The sequence below is a fragment of the Rhizobium sp. CNPSo 3670 genome, assembly GCF_057784555.1.
In genome coordinates this window covers 11,440-27,444 of record NZ_JBXSOL010000016.1, presented here as the reverse complement: position 1 = coordinate 27,444, position 16,005 = coordinate 11,440, and the positions used below count along the sequence as shown (strand labels likewise).

17 protein-coding genes are annotated in these 16,005 nt (G+C 62.6%); 6 read left to right on the top strand and 11 right to left on the bottom strand.

Annotated features, from left to right (window positions below; translation table 11 throughout):
• The first annotated feature begins 99 nt into the window (after nucleotides 1-99).
• Both AC13QO_RS17930 and AC13QO_RS17925 read left to right on the top strand, forming a co-directional pair.
• Nucleotides 100-486 (top strand): acyl-CoA thioesterase, encoded by a 387-nt coding sequence (locus AC13QO_RS17930; RefSeq protein WP_085778525.1) that lies wholly within the window; start codon nucleotides 100-102, stop codon nucleotides 484-486.
• A gap of 26 nt (nucleotides 487-512) precedes the next feature.
• On the top strand, nucleotides 513-1,100 hold the full coding sequence (locus AC13QO_RS17925) for a hypothetical protein (RefSeq protein WP_085778526.1): 588 nt from the start codon (nucleotides 513-515) through the stop codon (nucleotides 1,098-1,100).
• Nucleotides 1,101-1,190: 90 nt separating this feature from the next.
• On the opposite strand, the gene AC13QO_RS17920 is transcribed toward AC13QO_RS17925, so the two are convergent.
• The 4 genes from AC13QO_RS17920 to AC13QO_RS17905 all read right to left on the bottom strand — a co-directional run bounded on the left by AC13QO_RS17920 (nucleotide 1,191) and on the right by AC13QO_RS17905 (nucleotide 6,035).
• On the bottom strand, nucleotides 1,191-2,363 hold the full coding sequence (locus AC13QO_RS17920; RefSeq protein ID WP_085778527.1) for a DUF1501 domain-containing protein: 1,173 nt from the start codon (nucleotides 2,361-2,363) through the stop codon (nucleotides 1,191-1,193).
• A gap of 10 nt (nucleotides 2,364-2,373) precedes the next feature.
• The gene (locus AC13QO_RS17915; RefSeq protein ID WP_488541418.1) at nucleotides 2,374-3,885 is read right to left on the bottom strand and encodes a DUF1800 domain-containing protein; all 1,512 of its coding nucleotides are present in this window, start codon (nucleotides 3,883-3,885) and stop codon (nucleotides 2,374-2,376) included.
• Between the two features lie 321 nt (nucleotides 3,886-4,206).
• The gene (locus tag AC13QO_RS17910) at nucleotides 4,207-5,007 is read right to left on the bottom strand and encodes a class I SAM-dependent methyltransferase (RefSeq protein WP_085778529.1); all 801 of its coding nucleotides are present in this window, start codon (nucleotides 5,005-5,007) and stop codon (nucleotides 4,207-4,209) included.
• Nucleotides 5,008-5,153: 146 nt separating this feature from the next.
• The gene (locus AC13QO_RS17905) at nucleotides 5,154-6,035 is read right to left on the bottom strand and encodes an NmrA/HSCARG family protein (protein WP_488541417.1); all 882 of its coding nucleotides are present in this window, start codon (nucleotides 6,033-6,035) and stop codon (nucleotides 5,154-5,156) included.
• A 101-nt stretch (nucleotides 6,036-6,136) separates the two neighbouring features.
• Here AC13QO_RS17905 and AC13QO_RS17900 point away from each other — a divergent pair, with 101 nt between their 5' ends.
• On the top strand, nucleotides 6,137-7,060 hold the full coding sequence (locus AC13QO_RS17900; protein WP_488541468.1) for a LysR family transcriptional regulator: 924 nt from the start codon (nucleotides 6,137-6,139) through the stop codon (nucleotides 7,058-7,060).
• Between the two features lie 55 nt (nucleotides 7,061-7,115).
• Here AC13QO_RS17900 and AC13QO_RS17895 read toward each other — a convergent pair whose 3' ends face one another.
• The 5 genes from AC13QO_RS17895 to AC13QO_RS17875 all read right to left on the bottom strand — a co-directional run bounded on the left by AC13QO_RS17895 (nucleotide 7,116) and on the right by AC13QO_RS17875 (nucleotide 9,913).
• Nucleotides 7,116-7,370, bottom strand: coding sequence for a hypothetical protein (locus AC13QO_RS17895; protein WP_085778531.1), 255 nt, complete (start codon nucleotides 7,368-7,370; stop codon nucleotides 7,116-7,118).
• A 53-nt stretch (nucleotides 7,371-7,423) separates the two neighbouring features.
• Nucleotides 7,424-7,801 (bottom strand): response regulator, encoded by a 378-nt coding sequence (locus AC13QO_RS17890; protein ID WP_430959148.1) that lies wholly within the window; start codon nucleotides 7,799-7,801, stop codon nucleotides 7,424-7,426.
• 130 nt (nucleotides 7,802-7,931) lie between these two features.
• Nucleotides 7,932-8,492, bottom strand: coding sequence for a NuoB/complex I 20 kDa subunit family protein (locus AC13QO_RS17885; RefSeq protein ID WP_085778533.1), 561 nt, complete (start codon nucleotides 8,490-8,492; stop codon nucleotides 7,932-7,934).
• 143 nt (nucleotides 8,493-8,635) lie between these two features.
• The gene (locus AC13QO_RS17880; protein ID WP_085778534.1) at nucleotides 8,636-9,001 is read right to left on the bottom strand and encodes a DUF4087 domain-containing protein; all 366 of its coding nucleotides are present in this window, start codon (nucleotides 8,999-9,001) and stop codon (nucleotides 8,636-8,638) included.
• A 126-nt stretch (nucleotides 9,002-9,127) separates the two neighbouring features.
• The gene (locus AC13QO_RS17875; RefSeq protein WP_488541416.1) at nucleotides 9,128-9,913 is read right to left on the bottom strand and encodes a DUF899 domain-containing protein; all 786 of its coding nucleotides are present in this window, start codon (nucleotides 9,911-9,913) and stop codon (nucleotides 9,128-9,130) included.
• A gap of 304 nt (nucleotides 9,914-10,217) precedes the next feature.
• Between AC13QO_RS17875 and AC13QO_RS17870 the strand changes: the two genes are divergently transcribed.
• The gene (locus AC13QO_RS17870; protein WP_488541415.1) at nucleotides 10,218-10,988 is read left to right on the top strand and encodes an adenylate/guanylate cyclase domain-containing protein; all 771 of its coding nucleotides are present in this window, start codon (nucleotides 10,218-10,220) and stop codon (nucleotides 10,986-10,988) included.
• A gap of 161 nt (nucleotides 10,989-11,149) precedes the next feature.
• Nucleotides 11,150-11,605, top strand: a complete 456-nt coding sequence (locus tag AC13QO_RS17865) for a DUF805 domain-containing protein (RefSeq protein WP_488541414.1) — start codon at nucleotides 11,150-11,152, stop codon at nucleotides 11,603-11,605.
• A 258-nt stretch (nucleotides 11,606-11,863) separates the two neighbouring features.
• Here the strand turns inward: AC13QO_RS17865 and AC13QO_RS17860 are convergent, their stop codons facing one another.
• Nucleotides 11,864-12,253, bottom strand: a complete 390-nt coding sequence (locus tag AC13QO_RS17860) for a hypothetical protein (RefSeq protein ID WP_085778537.1) — start codon at nucleotides 12,251-12,253, stop codon at nucleotides 11,864-11,866.
• A gap of 130 nt (nucleotides 12,254-12,383) precedes the next feature.
• On the bottom strand, nucleotides 12,384-12,623 hold the full coding sequence (locus AC13QO_RS17855; protein WP_488541467.1) for a DUF982 domain-containing protein: 240 nt from the start codon (nucleotides 12,621-12,623) through the stop codon (nucleotides 12,384-12,386).
• A gap of 330 nt (nucleotides 12,624-12,953) precedes the next feature.
• Here AC13QO_RS17855 and uvrB point away from each other — a divergent pair, with 330 nt between their 5' ends.
• The gene (gene uvrB, locus AC13QO_RS17850) at nucleotides 12,954-15,962 is read left to right on the top strand and encodes an excinuclease ABC subunit UvrB (protein WP_488541413.1); all 3,009 of its coding nucleotides are present in this window, start codon (nucleotides 12,954-12,956) and stop codon (nucleotides 15,960-15,962) included.
• Nucleotides 15,963-16,005: the final 43 nt, after the last annotated feature.

The window sequence follows — 16,005 nt, the reverse complement described above, 5'->3', positions numbered from 1 at the left end:
ATTAGTTCCGCAGCGGCCGTCCCACTGAAAGGCATTGGTAAGGACACGGAGTTCGCCTAACGTCACGACAGAATCGATCCAGACAGTGAGGGATTTTCCATGACCGACACCGCCAAGCCCAGAGGCGAACTGACGCTGCGCACGCTCGCCATGCCGGGCGATGCCAATCCGGCCGGCGATATCTTCGGCGGCTGGGTCATGGCGCAGATGGACCTTGCATCCGGCATCCGCGCCGCCGAGCGCGCCAAGGGCCGCGTCGTCACCGCAGCGGTTAAGGAAATGGCCTTTGAGCTGCCGGTCAAGATCGGCGATACGCTGTCGGTTTATACCGATGTCGAGCGTGTCGGGCGTACCTCGATCACGCTGATCGTCGAAGCCTGGGCGCATCGCTCGCGCTACGCCAAGATGGAAAAGGTAACCGCCGGCACCTTCATCATGGTGGCGCTCGACGAGGAGGGCAAACCCAAGGCCGTCCCCGCGGAGTGACAAGCTTGAACCCGAGGGGATAAGGCATGGAAACGGTCAGCTCGCCGGAGGTCTTCCTTCACATCAAGGTGGTGATGGGCATGGTCATCAGCCTTTCACTCGCGAGGCTGCTCACTGGCATCGCCGGCATCGTCCAGCATCCGGCCAAGGCGGAGGTTTATCCCGTTCACCTTGGCTGGGCCCTGTCCCTGTTCCTCTTCATCATCCATATCTGGTGGTGGGAATACCGGCTGCAGGCCGTCCCCGCCATCGGCTTCGGCATCTATCTCTTCCTCGTCTGCTTCTGCAGCCTGTTCTTCCTGCTCTGTGCCCTGCTCTTTCCGGCAAGCCTCGACGAATATGGCGGCTACGAGGAATATTTCATTTCGCGGCGCAAATGGTTCTTCGGCGTCCTCGGCCTGATCTATGCCGTCGATATCCTCGATACGGCGATCAAAGGTCCGGAGCGCATCCTATCACTCGGCTGGGAATATCCCGTCCGCAATCTCGTCTACATCCTCCTCTGCGCCCTCGCCGCCTGGACCGCGAACCGCCGCTTCCACACGACCTTCGTCATCGTCAACCTGGTCTATCAGGTCAGTTTCATCTTCCGGCTTTACGATGTGTTGGGGTGAGGAGCGGTCGGGCGAAGCCCGAGCAATCGATCCAGTGAATCGATTGCAGCGACGAACGCCCTGAGCCCAAGCGAAGGGCCGGGCAGCGCCTCACACCTTCAAAAACTGCGACCCCTTATCAAACGCCAGCCCGGAAAATATCTTCCCTGTCAGATCATCCACGCCGACATCGAACTGCCGGTAGAGCATCGCCGCCGCCACCTCGCGCACGTCAGCCGTCGGCATCAGGTCGCGGTTGTCGAGCAGCTGACCATCGCCGATCCCCGGCCAGCGGCCGAGGATGCGCCCGCCGTTGATCGCGCCGCCGGCAAGGACAGCGCAGCCGCCGGTGCCGTGGTCGGTGCCGGCGGAGCCGTTCTGGCGGACGGTGCGGCCGAATTCCGTCATGGCGAGCACCACCGTCTTTGCCCAGATCTCCGAGCCCAGCGCCGCCTTCAGCGTGTTGATCGCCTGGGCGAGATCCCCTGCCGGCCGCTTGAACTGGCCGGCCTGGCCGATATGGGTGTCCCATCCGGTGATTGAGAAGCTGGCGATGCGGTAATCGCCCTTCAGCATGTTGGCCGCGAGCGCCGCGACGTCGCCGATCTTCTCGCCGCGCTCACCGTCCGGCTCGACCATCATCGCGGCGCTGTCGGCCCGCGTCGCCTCGGCAAGTGCAGCCGCGAAGGGCGGATCGCCGGCATAGAGCCGCGCAAGGAACTGCATCTCGTCACGCGCCGGCGCCAGATTGGAATCCGATGCCCAGACGTCGACATTGTTCGGCCCGGAGAGGATCAGCTCCGTCGACGTATTGACGTCGATCGCCTTACGCGCATCCGAGCGGGGAATGACCGCGAGCACCCGGTTCAGCCAGCCGGTCTTTTCTTCGGCGACATGTTCGCCGCCGGACTCAAGCATGTCCTGCCCGTCGAAATGGCTGCGCTGGTCGCGATAGGGCGTCGACACCGCATGGATGAAGGCGAGTTCTCGGCTCTTCCAGAGCGGCATCAGGTCGGCGGCGGCGGGATTGAGGCCGAAATGCCCATCGAGATCGAGAAGTCCGCTGTCCGGCGTCAGCGCCAAGGTTGGCCTGAGCGCGGCAAAACCGGCGTCGCCGTAAGGCTGCACCAGGTCGAGCCCGTCCATCGCGCCGCGCAGGACGATAGTGACAAAACGATTATCGCCCGGCATCGCCGCAAAGGTGACCGGCGTGAAGACGGGGGCGGCGGCAAGACAGCAGGCAGAGGTCAGAAAGCCGCGGCGGGAAAGCAAAATCCGGTTCATTGGGAGCCTCCTATCGGCGGTTGAATTCCGGCGATGCCAGCACCAGCGTCAAACCGCTGATCTTGTTCGGCGCCTGCGACACCACGCGGATCGTTTCATCGCGCGCGGCATCGGCAAGCGTCGATCTCAGGAACTCGCGCGGATCCTCGTCGCGGCCAAACTGCGCCGCAGCCCGCCTTGCCCAGGCCAGGCGCTCGGCAAGCTGGCTGCCGGTGATCCAGGCGGAAAAGCCTTCCTCGAAACCGGCCGGGCTCGGCGGCTGCCAGGTCGGCTGCCCCATGCGCTTCAGCGCCCCCTGCCCCAGTGCGCGCGCCGCCCGAAAGGCCTTGAGCCGTTTGTCCCGCGCCTCTCCGGCGGGATCCGTCGTCACTGGCGCTCCCGCCATGCCAGGCGTATTTGCCGCCATATCGCCCTCATCCGTTCCTTGCTGATTGGCCGCCAGGAAGCTGCCGACGACGCCGTTGACCGGCCCTGCATTCAGCGCCCTCAGACCAGCAACAACAAAATCGAACGGCTGACGTGCTTTGGCGCCCTCGTTTTGCCAGGCGGCGGGATGATCGAGCATGGCGGTATAGACGGCGATGAGGTCGCCATCCGTCTTCTTCCACGCGGCCGCCATATCGGAGACCATCCCCTCGTCTGGTTGGTCGGAGACGAAATGCACCGCGAGCTTACGGCTGATATGGGCCGCCGTCTTCGGATGGACCGAGAGGTCATCGAGCATGTCGAGATAATCCTCGCGCGAGCGCCGCCGCCCGCCATAACTGACGCCGAGCACCTCATGCGTGCCGGGCTCCGAAATGTTCGGCCGAAAGGCAATATCCATCTCCTTGCGGTCGATAGTGAGCCCCGTCAGCACCATGGCCGCGGCAGTAACATCCGCCTGGGTATAGCCGCTGCCGGCGCCGAGCGTGTGGAGTTCCAGGAGCTCGCGTCCGAGATTTTCGTTCAGCCCCTTGTTGCGCTTGACGCCGACGGCCGAATCCGGCCCGAGCGAATCCGCCTGATCGAGGTAGATCAGCATGGCGGGATGAGCGGTGGCGCTACGCAGAAGATCGCCGAACCTGCCCGAAATGAACGGCCGGATTGCCTCGGCCTCGTAGAGCGGCACGATAAGGCGCATCGGCAGGCTCTTGTTGGCGCTGGTGGAGAAATGATCGGTCCAGAAGGTCGAAAGCCGCTCGTAAAAGCCGTAGGGCGACAGCACCGCCTGCATCAGCCGCAGGTTCGCATCGTGCTGGAACTGCTGCTGCGCCTGGCGCTGCACAGCCTTGCGCATCTCGCGCCGCGTGGGATCGTCGGTGACCGTCTTCGCATCTTCCCTGATCTGCTTCAGCTGGTCCTGCAGGCTGAGGATCGCCCGATGACGCATGTCGGGGCCGCCGAGCGGAAAGTCCGGCGTTGCCGCCGCGCCTTTGAACAACTGCCCGATCAGCTCATCCTTGCTTTGCGGCGCCACCTCGCCCGGCCGGAAACCATAACCGAACCGGATCGCCGCCATCGTCGGGAAAGAGAGGCTCATGCCCGATCACCTCCTGATCACTTGATGGTGACAGGCTGACAGCCGATTGCGACGGCAATCTGTAGGAAATGCGGCGATATCACGACATGGACGATTTGTAATCTGCTGAAAAGGCTCAGGTTTCATGCAGCACAGAGAAGGCGGGAACGTCTGTATGGAATTCCTCGCCGATATTTTTGAGCACGAAGACGATGATGAAAAATGAAACACATCGTCCAGCCGAGATAGCTGGCAATCCGCTACTGTGCTGCTGCGGCCCTCGCCCTTCGAGGCCCCTGCGGGGCACATCAGGATGAGATTTTAGAGCCGTGGCGCACCTGCTTAAACCACCTTGCCCCGGCACGCCCAAGCTACAGACGCGAACGACCGCGGCCCGTCCGGCTCGCCCGCTTCGTAGGCTGCCCTGAGGGCGGCATCCACCGCTTTGCGCTTCTCCGGCTCGAGCCCGGAGACATATCTCCCAAGCGGTCCCTCGCCGGCAGCGATCGGCTGCCAGTAATCGTCGAAGGAACGGTAATTCATCCGGATCAGAAGCGACGTCTCCTCGACATCAGCGAGGCCCTCTGCCATGAAGCTCTGCTTCATCTCCCCTGGCCGCATCATTGGCTGGAAGCAATATTTGCGGCGTAGCGGCAGCGCGTTCTCGTCAAGCATGACGACCGTATCCCACATCATCCGCATGCCCGACATGCCGCCGTAATGGTCCCAGACCGCGGCGGCGACCGTGCCGCCGGGCCGCACGACGCGGGCCATCTCGGCCACCGCCTTGCCCGCCTCCGGCACGAAATGCAGGACGAGCAACGACATCGCTCTGTCGAAACGGTCATTCTCGAAGGGCAGCGCGCAGGCATCCGCCTGCTGGATGGTGACCCGCGGATCGCTATTGGCCCGCTTCGCCGCCTCGACAAACACAGGCGAATAGTCGATAGCGGCGATTTCCCGCAGCCCCGGCCTCTGCGCAAGCGTGAACGTCAGGCTGCCGGTGCCGCAGCCGACATCGAGCACGCGATCCCCATCCGCCAGCCCCGCGAAGTCGATCAGCATCGGCGCCAACGTCCGGCTCCACCGGCCCATAAGCCGCTCATAGCCATCTGCACTTTCGACATGGAAACTCGACGGCATGGAAGCCTCCCCTCCAAGGACGACGGCTCATTATGAACTGGCCGACGCCCGCCGCAAGGGGATAGTGGTTCTGAAACTGGAGGGATTTCTCCGTGGTCCTCGGCCCGCGCCGAGGATCTGCCATTCTTGATGGCCGCGAGATCGCCTCACCCGGTCGCCCTCTCGAGAACGCTCCAGTCAAACGCGCGCGCCCAACCGCGGTAGCGGTGCCAGCCGACCTCAGGGAAATCCCGGCGCAGGGCGGCGATGTCGGCGTCGTAGCCGGTGCGGTCGAACCATTCGAACATCAGCGCCGCATCCTCGCTCTGCTGCCGCATTGCGGCAATCGGTAACTCCTGGTAGGCGATCGGGCGCCCTAGCGTTTCGGAGAGGATCCTCACCTGCTCCTCGCCCGACAATTCGTCACCCGCAATGTCGAAACGCTGGCCGAACACCTTTTCGCGCCGTTCGGCCAAGGCCGCGACGAAGGCGCCGATATCGGCGAGGCAGATTTGCTGCAGCACGCGCGCGGGCGGCAGCGCCGCGGCATAGACACCCTGGCGCAGCCCGTCGATAGCCCACGGCGCCGCGGTGTTTTCCATGAAGGCGACGGGTGCACTGACCGTGTAGGGAATGCCTAGACCGGCAATATGTTGCTCGACCAGATATTTGCTGTCGAAATGCGGAATGCCGGTCTTCTTGTCGGCATCGCCGACGGAGGAATAGATCAGGTGGCCGATGCCGGCGGCCTTCGCTCCATTGGCGGCGGTTATGCCCTGGCGGGTTTCCGCTTCCGTTCCGGCCTCATAGCTGTTGCCCATCAGGAACATCGTGTCGACGCCGCTTGCGGCCTTCGTCACCGACGCCGCATCATCGAGATCACCCCCGACGATCTCCACTCCGGCGGCGGCCAGCCGATTTGCGGCGTCGCTGTCCGGCCTGCGGCTGATCGCCTTGACGCGATGCCCCCGCGCCATCAGTGCGCGCGCGACCGCGCCGCCCTGCTGGCCGGTGGCGCCGGCTACCAGAACGCTTCTTCCATTGCTCATCTCTCTGCTCCTTGTGGTTGGCGATGAGCCAGAAGATAAGACCTGTCGAATTGAACCATAATAGGCTACATCAGGGAAACATCGTGCCACTGGTGAATACAATGCTGGATCTCAACGACATCCTTATCTTCGCCCGCGTCGTCGAGGCCGGCAGCTTCACCGCCGCCGCCCGCCTGCTTGCCATGCCGAAGACGACGGTCAGCCGCCGTATCGCCGCGCTTGAGCGCGAGGTGGGAGTGCGGCTGCTGCAGCGCACCACTCGCAGCCTCAGGCTGACGGATGCGGGGCGCCTTTATTACGAGGAGTGCAGCGCGGCGCTCGGCGCCTTCGAGCAGGCAAATCTGCGCCTGGCCGAGGCGCGGGCGGAGCCCGCCGGCACGATCCGCATCTCCGCACCGGTCGGCTTCGGCGGTCATTTCCTTTCCGCCGCCATCTCCGATTTCCTGGCAATCTACCCCAAGACGAAGGTGGAATTGCGCCTGACCGACGACAGGCTCAATCTCATCGAGAACGGCATAGACCTCGCCTTCCGCACCGGCATTCTGGAGGATTCGACGCTGATCGCCCGCAAGCTCGGCTCGACCTACAGGATTTTCTGCGCCAGCCCCGACTATCTCGCCCGCTGCGGCGCGCCGGATCGTCCGGCGGACCTCGCCCATCACGCCTGCGTCATCGCGGGTCCGTCGGCGGCTGGTGCGCACTGGGTGCTGGAGAGCGCCGGCATCAAGGAAACGGTCACGGTGTCCGGACGTTTCGCCGTCAACGAAATTCAGGCGGTCATGACTGCCGCGATCGCCGGCTTCGGCATCGCACAGTTGCCGCAAAGAATGGCTGCGGCTTGCATCGCGGACGGCCGGCTGCGGCGCGTCCTCGACGGCTACACGACCCCGCCCGGCGGTCTGCATGTCGTCTATCCCAGCAACCAGCACCTGTCGCCGCTGGTCAAGGCATTCATCCAACTGGCGATCGATCACCTGAACGTCGGAAAAGACGCAATCGAGGCACCGGCGATCACACCTCGATGAGCCCGCGGGACTAGCGGGATAAAGAGGAAGGCCCAGCCGTCGCTAGGCGCCCCTTTCACCGCCAAAGGAAATCTGGCCCCGTGCTTTGCGACGTCAATTTGAGCGTCCCGTCCGGTTGAACAACATAGGTCTCGAAGACACGGTAGCCGAACGCACCGAGAAAGGTGTGGTTGACCACTGTTCCCGGGCGATAGGGCGAATGAATGACCTTACCGCCATAGGTGAGACTGCCCTGTAGCGGCTGCGGTTCGCCTGAAGTACTGGCGCAGGCCGTGAGGGCGAAGAAAACGGCAATGAGCGCGTGCTTCATCCTGGCATCTCCTCCCGATGACAATGGCAGCGGAAGAATACGACTTTACGCAGTCAGAAGACAGCGTTCTTGCCTTCGTAATCTCTGCGCAGGGACTGCGCGCGCGAAAGCGCGCTGGCGATCCTCTCGTCGGTGAAGGGCTTGGCGATCACATCGAGAGCGCCCTCGATGCCGTTTCCGACGCTTTCCGGACTGCCAGTGACGAAGATCACGTCGACGCCGTGGCGATCGATCAGCCGGCGCGCGAGCTGCGCGCCGCTCAAGCCGTCGGCAAGGCTGAGATCGACCAGTGCGACATCGCTTCTCTGAGCATAGGCGAGCGCCTGCTCGATTGTCGAAACCGGCCCGACAGTCTGGTGGCCAGCATCCTGCGCGATACGCTCGAGTTCCATGGCAATGATGTTCTCGTCTTCAACGATCAGGACTTTCATGGATCTTCCTCCTCCCATGGGCACGCGGGCGGCCGGGCACACCGACGGCAACCGCTACAACGCAACTTTCCCTCGAAAGTTTCCGAGCATGCGTGTCGAAATGGTAACTGATTTCCTCGTGTCATCGGCGCTACCGTTCGATGCTGCCATTGCGCCGGATCTTCCGTTGCAGGAGCAGGATGCCATAGAGCAGCGCTTCGGCCGTCGGCGGACAGCCGGGAACATAGATGTCGACCGGCACCACGCGGTCGCAGCCGCGCACGACGGAATAGGAATAATGGTAGTAGCCACCGCCATTGGCGCAGGAGCCCATGGAGATTACGTAGCGCGGTTCCGGCATCTGGTCATAAACCTTGCGCAGCGCAGGCGCCATCTTGTTGCACAGTGTGCCCGCGACGATCATCAGGTCCGACTGCCTTGGGCTTCCGCGTGGGGCGACGCCGAAGCGCTCGACATCGTAGCGCGGCATGGACATCTGCATCATTTCGATGGCGCAGCAGGCCAGACCGAAGGTCATCCACATCAGCGAGCCCGTGCGCGCCCAGGTGATGAGTTCGTCGGTGCTGGTGACGAGAAAACCCTTGTCGGCAAGCTCGGCATTGATCGTGCCCATCATCGGGTCGCCCTGCCGCTGTTCGCCGGGGAATTGGAAATTGCCGGGCGCCGGGCGCGGTTGCGTGAAGGACGGCATCGTCTTCTCCTGTGAGCCGACCTCAAACCCAGCGCACACGACAAAGTTCCGGCCGCGCCGGTCCCGGTGCGATAACGGACACGCGTCCTGATTTCTGTTCTGAGATGCGGCGCTCAATGCCGAAGGATTGCCCGGCCCGATCGCTAGTCCTTATCGAGGAACCAGCGGATGGCGGCGTCGTTCCGACACCGCGAGAGCGGCAATTGCCGCACGGAGTAAATACGGGTGATTCCCTCCTCACCGTCCGTGTCGACGTCCATGCAGGCGCAGGCATAACCATGCGCGGCATAGGTGTAGACAAATTCGCCGGTCGTCAGGTCCGGGATCTTGTCCATTCCCTCGGCCGCCTTGTAGCCGCTGCCATTGTCCATGATGGTCCAGCCGCCGCCGGCATCCATGAGCAACCATTTGGCCATCGAGGGATTGTCCAGCCAGCCGCAGCGGCGTTCGGCATGCGCCGCGGCGGGCAGGAGAAGCATCATCAGAACAAGCGCAGGCAATCTGGCCATCGGCCCCTCCAAGTCACCTCCCACTATGCATGGTCGGTGCCCGGCAAGGCAACAGCGGTTTTCCGATTGGCCTGGGACGATGTCCACAGGTGTCATCCATCCGCCCTCGCCCTTCGAGGCTCCGGCCTACGATTTCGCCTTTGCTGCTTCCTCCCGGAACGCCGCCTCGCCGGCATCGGAGACTTCGACCCATTTCTTGTCGGGCTCGGCGTCAGCAACGTAACTGTCGTGCCAGTTCCACCATTTGTAGGTTGGGGTCTGCGGATAGCCCGCTGGCGAATCCTCCCAGACCTCCTGGCGCCCGAGCGGCGTGATGTCGAGATAATTCCAGGTGCCGCCCATCTGCTCGTCGCCGCGGTTGTTGACAAAATAGGTGCGGAAGATGCGCTCGCCGTCGCGGTAGAAGACATTGGTGCCGTGCCACTCGTCGACGCCGAAATCCTTGTCGAAGTCGTCGGTGATCGTCACCCAGGGCATCGTCCATCCCATCCGTTCCTTCAGCCGCGCTATGTCGGCCTGCGGCGCGCGCGAGGCGAAGACCAGCGTCGTGTCGCGGGCGTTGAGATGGGCGACATGGGCGACCTGATCGGCAACCATCGAGCAGCCGCGGCAGGCATGCTCGGGCCAGCCGAAGACGCCGGGCTCGTAAAAGGCGCGGTAGACGATGAGCTGGTGCCGGCCTTCGAACAGGTCGAGCAAGCTGATCCTGCCCTGCGGCGCTTCGAAAGCATATTGCTTTTCGACGGCCATCCACGGCATGCGCCGCCGCTCGGCGGCAAGCGCGTCACGAGCACGCGTATGCGCCTTTTCCTTCACCACAAGCTGCCTGTGAGCCGCCTCCCAGGCCTGCTGCGGCACGACAGGCGGCCGCTGCATGGCCTGTCCGCCCTTTCCATTCTCTGTTGCAGTCATCGCTTCAATCTCCTCGATGGGGCGAGTTCCCGCGCCTTCTTGTCCGAAGGCCGGTGCATCGCGGTTGGTCGGACATAGTTTCGCATCGGGCACCGAACAGTGGGAGTAACAAGTGTGTCTGTTATCCCGCGGCCAACGCAGTTGGTCCGTAAGCCAACTCAGTTGGCCCGTAAGCCGACGCAGTTGGTCCGTTGGCCAAAGCAACTGTTCCGCCCGCGGCTGACGAAACCTGCTCAACCAACACAACAGTTGCCAAAACCCACATGTTGACGGAAGCTTCACCACGGCCATTGGATCGTACGACATGACAACAGAATCCACCTTCACGGAGCAGGCAAGGCACGGCAGCGCCAGGATCTGCCGCGGCTGCTGGGATCAGATGCATATGCCGATCCCGATCGGCGCCCCGCTTGCGCTTCCCTTCCGCGCCTTCGGCATTACCCGCAGCAAGATGAATCCCGATATCTGCACGATCTGCGAGCGCTCGTTCCAATATGTGAAGAAGCAGCGCCAGATCACTGTCGATGCCACCATTCTGTTCGCCGACATCAGGGGCTTTACCGATCTTTCCGAGCGTATTGAGGCAGTGCACTTGAGCGAAATCGTCAGCCTGTTCCAGGATCGCTGCGCCCAAGCGATTTGGGCGCATGACGGCATCGTCAACAAGCAGATGGGCGATGGCCTGATGGCGATCTTCAATTTCCCGATCATCCGCAAGGATCACGCCGGCGCGGCGATCAGCGCCGCCCAAGAGATCCAGCGCAACTGCGCCGCGGCGCTGAGCGGGCTGGCGCTCGACGCCCTGTCCGGCCGCACCTTGGGCGTCGGCGTCGGCATCCATTCCGGCGAGGTGCAGATCGGCGAATTCTCGAGCTTCCGCAGCGATTTCACCGCGATCGGCGGCGTCGTCAACCAGGCCGCAAGGCTCGAATCCCAGGCCGCCGCCGGCGAAATCCTGATCTCGGCCGAAACGGCCGCCAAGGCTCCCGAACTCGTGGCAGGCGCCGAAACGCGCATGCTGGCGCTGAAGGGCATCGAGCAGCCGGTGCGAGCAAGCGTGCTGCTCAAACGCTGAGCGACGGCGATACAGCCTTCTCAAAGCATCATCGCGCCGTCAACATGGCAGCTGTAATTTCTCAAGCTGTGATTGCGAACACATCGAATCACAAGCAAGTTAATCCTCCAGAAAAAAACATCGCTTATCTCTGAGCTGTTCTCTAACAGCTGGGGTATCTCATGGGCAGTTTTTCACTGTTTCATTGGTTGATCGTCTTGATCCTGATCGGTGTGCCATTGATCTTCGTCTTCCGAAAACCGCTGGTTGGGCCGAACCGCTTCGGCGGCCCGCCGCCGGCCATGGGTTTCGGCCAGGCCACCGGAAGCTTTTTCAAGAACTATGTGAACTTTAGCGGCAGAGCGGGCCGATCGGAATTCTGGTATTCTTTTCTCTTCTCCTTTCTTGTCTCCATCGTTTTGTACTTCGTGGATCGGAGCGAAACCTTGAGACTGATCTGGTCGCTGGCCACGTTTCTTCCATGGATATCCATGGCCGCCCGACGCCTTCATGACATCAACCGAAGTGGATGGTGGCAGCTTCTCGGACTGTTAGTTCCCATTGGATCGGTCGTCCTGCTCGTATGGTACTGCAGGGCGTCGACAATGGATGATTCAAGGGAAGCCGTCTTTGCTTGAGCAAGGTGTGAGGATGGTCCTCGAGGGTTAGCTGTTGCCTTCGCTGGCACGGCCTATCCGCTGCGCGGACTGCGGGATGCGCAGTCCGCTTCCAGCAGCGGGAGGTTGGAAGATGCCGCAGCCCCTATCGGCGCGCCGGCTATGTCGGCGAGGCCCACGAGAGCCTCACCGAGGCGCCTCGAACGGCGAGGCGGGCGCGCCAGCGGTCGATGGCTACGACCAGCAAAACCCGACGCGGGCGGAGCCCTCGCAGCCGCGTCAGGTCTTCATGCCGGTCAGCTCAGGAAACGGATAGTAGTGCAGCCGCTTGTCCTTGCAACGATAGTCATTCGCCGTCGCGCCGAGGATTTGACCATCCGTGAAGGAGACGCCGAGATAGGCCCAGTCGCCCCAGCTGTGCTTGGGCACCACACGCACACAGTAAGCATAGATCTTTTTCTCAGGCTCAAGCAGCACCACGCTGGAAATCCGCGCCCAAACCACTTCTCCCGCTTCGTGTCTGTAACTTCTCTTGAATACGATGTTGATGAAGTTCTGTCGGACGTCACTGGAGGGCGCACGTTGGGAATCCGCAACGGATTGCGACACTGGGGCATTGCAGCCGACCAGCATCAGCAGGGCAGCGCAAGCGAGGATTTTTATTCTCATTCGGTTGTTTCTCCAAAGAATCGGAGCGTGATAAACGCTGCGCATTTCTACAAACACAGCGCGAATAATATTTACAATACATAAAAATTGTTCGACGCCGCGCATTAGACGCGGGTCTGGCTGAATAGCTCTATTTATGCCCGGGGTTTGAAACCGAACTTGGGGTCCCATTCCCATCATCATCATCATTGATCGCCACGCCAGCCTCCAGCGCCGCGAGGATAAAGGCCTGCCGCACCGTTTCAGCCGGCATGCGCCCGGCAAGCCAGGCACGGCAGAAATCGATCGCCCTCTGCTGATGGACGCCGCCATTGATCGGCCAGTCGGAGACGAGTGCATAAAGCGCATCCTGCGGTGAGCGGAGAACCAGCCGCTCGCCGGTATCAAGTTCGATCCAGATCGATTTTTTCCAGAAGGCGGAATGGTCGCTAATGGCAGTCGCACCTGAAGCTGAAATGATATCCGATTAACTGCCGAGGGCCGATCCCGGTTCCAGCGCAGGCGAGACGATGGCAACGGTGCCCCCGCCCAAGAGAGCCTCATCCTCAGGCCGCCCCGCAGGGGGCCTCGAAGGACGAGGCGGGTGCCCGCTGACAGCCACAACTCGAGGAATTGTTGAGCCAATCCGAACGATTCATTCGTTTCCCTTTTGTACTCTTTCCCTCTTCCCTTTCGCGCTGACTCTCTCCATATTCGCGCCATGGCCAAAGCTCCGAAAAAATCTCCGACCTCGAATGGTTTCGAGGAAGCCCAGCAATCGTCCTTTGAGGGCGCTCCCCTCTCCGGCTCCGTCGCCGATTGGGTGAGGCAGTTGGAGGCCGATGCCGAAGCCTCCGGCGTCGAGAGCCAGCGCGAGATTGCCTCCAACGCTGGCAAGCACCGCAAGAAGGTTGAGAACGAGGCGCGCAAGCATACCGAAGCCGTCAGCGTCAACAAGAAGGCGACGGCAAGCAAGACCGCACGCGGCGTCTCGATCGGTGGCTCCTCCGACCCGAAGACCCGCGCCGCCGCCGGCCTGAACCCGGTGGCGGGTCTCGATATTTCGCTCGAGGATGCCGGCAGCATCTCGCCCGGCGGCGTCACGGCCACTGTCGAGGCGCTGTCGAAGCTGATCGAGAGCGGCAATCCGCTGCACAAGAACGGCAAGATCTGGACGCCGCACCGCCCTGCCCGTCCGGACAAATCCGAAGGCGGCATCACCATCCGCATGGCTTCCGAATACAAGCCGGCCGGCGACCAGCCGACGGCGATCCGCGATCTCGTCGAAGGCCTGCAGAGCGGCGAGCGCAGCCAGGTGCTGCTCGGCGTCACCGGATCGGGCAAGACCTTCACCATGGCCAAGGTGATCGAGGAAACGCAACGCCCGGCCGTCATCCTGGCGCCGAACAAGACGCTGGCCGCCCAGCTCTATTCCGAATTCAAGAACTTCTTCCCCGACAATGCGGTGGAATATTTCGTTTCCTACTACGATTATTACCAGCCGGAAGCCTATGTGCCGCGCTCCGACACCTATATCGAGAAGGAAAGCTCGATCAACGAGCAGATCGACCGCATGCGCCACTCGGCGACGCGCTCGCTGCTCGAACGCGACGATTGCATCATCGTCGCCTCGGTCTCCTGCATCTACGGCATCGGCTCGGTCGAGACCTATACGGCGATGACCTTCCAGATGAATGTCGGCGACCGGCTGGACCAGCGCCAGCTGCTGGCCGATCTCGTCGCCCAGCAATATAAGCGCCGCGACTTGGATTTCACCCGCGGCTCCTTCCGCGTCCGCGGCGATACGATCGAGATCTTCCCCGCCCACTTGGAAGACGCGGCCTGGCGAATCTCCATGTTCGGCGACGAGATCGACGCCATCACCGAGTTCGACCCGCTGACCGGCCAGAAGACCGGCGACCTGAAATCGGTGAAGATCTACGCCAATTCGCACTATGTCACTCCGCGCCCGACGCTGAACGGCGCCATCAAGGCGATCAAGGAGGAACTGCGGCTGCGCCTCGCCGAACTGGAGAAGGCTGGCCGCCTACTGGAGGCGCAGCGCCTGGAGCAGCGCACCCGCTACGATATCGAGATGCTGGAAGCCACCGGCTCCTGCCAGGGCATCGAAAACTATTCGCGCTATCTCACCGGCCGCGACCCCGGCGATCCGCCGCCGACGCTGTTCGAATACATTCCCGACAATGCCATCGTCTTCATCGACGAGAGCCATGTCACCGTACCGCAGATCGGCGGCATGTATCGCGGCGACTTCCGCCGCAAGGCAACGCTGGCCGAATACGGCTTCCGCCTGCCCTCCTGCATGGACAACCGGCCGCTGCGCTTCGAAGAATGGGACGCCATGCGGCCCGACACGATCGCCGTCTCGGCGACGCCGGGCAGCTGGGAGCTGGAACAATCAGGCGGCGTCTTCGCCGAACAGGTGATCCGCCCGACCGGCCTGATCGACCCGCCGGTCGAAGTCCGCTCGGCCCGCACTCAGGTCGACGACGTGCTCGGCGAGATCCGCGAGACCGCCGCCAAGGGCTACCGCACGCTCTGCACCGTGCTGACCAAGCGCATGGCCGAGGACCTGACCGAATATTTGCACGAACAGGGCGTGCGCGTGCGCTACATGCATTCCGACATCGACACGCTGGAACGCATCGAGATCATTCGCGATCTCCGCCTCGGCGCCTTCGACGTGCTCGTCGGCATCAATCTGCTGCGCGAGGGCCTCGACATTCCCGAATGCGGCTTCGTCGCCATCCTCGACGCCGACAAGGAAGGCTTCCTGCGCTCCGAAACCTCGCTGATCCAGACCATTGGTCGTGCAGCGCGTAACGTCGACGGCAAGGTCATCCTCTATGCCGACAATGTCACCGGCTCAATGCAGCGCGCCATGGACGAGACCGCCCGCCGTCGCGAAAAGCAGATGGCCTATAACCTCGAAAACGGCATCACGCCGGAATCGGTCAAGGCCAAGATCTCCGACATCCTCGACAGCGTCTACGAACGCGACCACGTCCGCGCCGACATCTCGGGCGTCTCGGGCAAAGGCTTCGCCGACGGTGGCAACCTCGTCGGCAACAACCTGCAGGCCCACCTCAACGCCCTCGAAAAGAGCATGCGCGACGCCGCCGCCGACCTCGACTTCGAAAAAGCCGCCCGCCTCCGCGACGAAATCAAACGCCTCAAGGCCGTGGAACTCGCCGCCATGGACGATCCGATGGCAAGGGAGGAAGCCCGCAACCAGGAAGGTGGCAAGAGAAGTGGTAAAGCCAGCCGCGAGTCCCTTCTCCCCAGCGGGGAGAAGGTGCCCGGCAGGGCGGATGAGGGGGCCACACCCACCTACTTCTCCAAACCCACCCTCGACGACATGGGCCCAGGCACCGACACGTCAACCCCCCTCTTCCGCAAGCCGGACCTCAACGAAATGGGCCGCCATGTCGCCACTCCCGCCGACAACAAGAGCCTCTTCCGCCGCAACACCCTCGACGAAATGACCGTCGGCCGCACGGAAAAGCCGGTGATCGGCCATGTGCCGGAAAAGCTCGACGCCGCTAAGGGCACGAAGCGCTTCTCACCACTGCTGGAAGGGCAGCCGGAACGCGACGATGGTGTCAGGCCGGTCGTGCGCGGCCGGGTTGGAGCCGGCAGTTATGAGGAGCCGGGCGAGCAGAAGCGCAAGGGACGGACGAAGGGCAAGACCGGACGGCCGGGACGCTAGCGCATTCCGCTCTTTTGGTGCAGTAACACCTAGCGATGTTTTA

Excerpts from the sequence above, each read along its gene's own strand:
- AC13QO_RS17870 (WP_488541415.1), top strand. The coding sequence starts at position 10,218 with ATGACAACAGAATCCACCTTCACGGAGCAGGCAAGGCACGGCAGCGCC.
- AC13QO_RS17915 (WP_488541418.1), bottom strand. The coding sequence starts at position 3,885 with ATGAGCCTCTCTTTCCCGACGATGGCGGCGATCCGGTTCGGTTATGGT.
- AC13QO_RS17930 (WP_085778525.1), top strand. The coding sequence starts at position 100 with ATGACCGACACCGCCAAGCCCAGAGGCGAACTGACGCTGCGCACGCTC.
- AC13QO_RS17910 (WP_085778529.1), bottom strand. The coding sequence starts at position 5,007 with ATGCCGTCGAGTTTCCATGTCGAAAGTGCAGATGGCTATGAGCGGCTT.
- AC13QO_RS17880 (WP_085778534.1), bottom strand. The coding sequence starts at position 9,001 with ATGGCCAGATTGCCTGCGCTTGTTCTGATGATGCTTCTCCTGCCCGCC.
- AC13QO_RS17885 (WP_085778533.1), bottom strand. The coding sequence starts at position 8,492 with ATGCCGTCCTTCACGCAACCGCGCCCGGCGCCCGGCAATTTCCAATTC.
- AC13QO_RS17875 (WP_488541416.1), bottom strand. The coding sequence starts at position 9,913 with ATGACTGCAACAGAGAATGGAAAGGGCGGACAGGCCATGCAGCGGCCG.
- AC13QO_RS17905 (WP_488541417.1), bottom strand. The coding sequence starts at position 6,035 with ATGAGCAATGGAAGAAGCGTTCTGGTAGCCGGCGCCACCGGCCAGCAG.
- AC13QO_RS17900 (WP_488541468.1), top strand. The coding sequence starts at position 6,137 with ATGCTGGATCTCAACGACATCCTTATCTTCGCCCGCGTCGTCGAGGCC.
- AC13QO_RS17920 (WP_085778527.1), bottom strand. The coding sequence starts at position 2,363 with ATGAACCGGATTTTGCTTTCCCGCCGCGGCTTTCTGACCTCTGCCTGC.
- AC13QO_RS17925 (WP_085778526.1), top strand. The coding sequence starts at position 513 with ATGGAAACGGTCAGCTCGCCGGAGGTCTTCCTTCACATCAAGGTGGTG.
- AC13QO_RS17860 (WP_085778537.1), bottom strand. The coding sequence starts at position 12,253 with ATGAGAATAAAAATCCTCGCTTGCGCTGCCCTGCTGATGCTGGTCGGC.
- AC13QO_RS17895 (WP_085778531.1), bottom strand. The coding sequence starts at position 7,370 with ATGAAGCACGCGCTCATTGCCGTTTTCTTCGCCCTCACGGCCTGCGCC.
- AC13QO_RS17865 (WP_488541414.1), top strand. The coding sequence starts at position 11,150 with ATGGGCAGTTTTTCACTGTTTCATTGGTTGATCGTCTTGATCCTGATC.
- AC13QO_RS17890 (WP_430959148.1), bottom strand. The coding sequence starts at position 7,801 with ATGAAAGTCCTGATCGTTGAAGACGAGAACATCATTGCCATGGAACTC.
- uvrB (WP_488541413.1), top strand. The coding sequence starts at position 12,954 with ATGGCCAAAGCTCCGAAAAAATCTCCGACCTCGAATGGTTTCGAGGAA.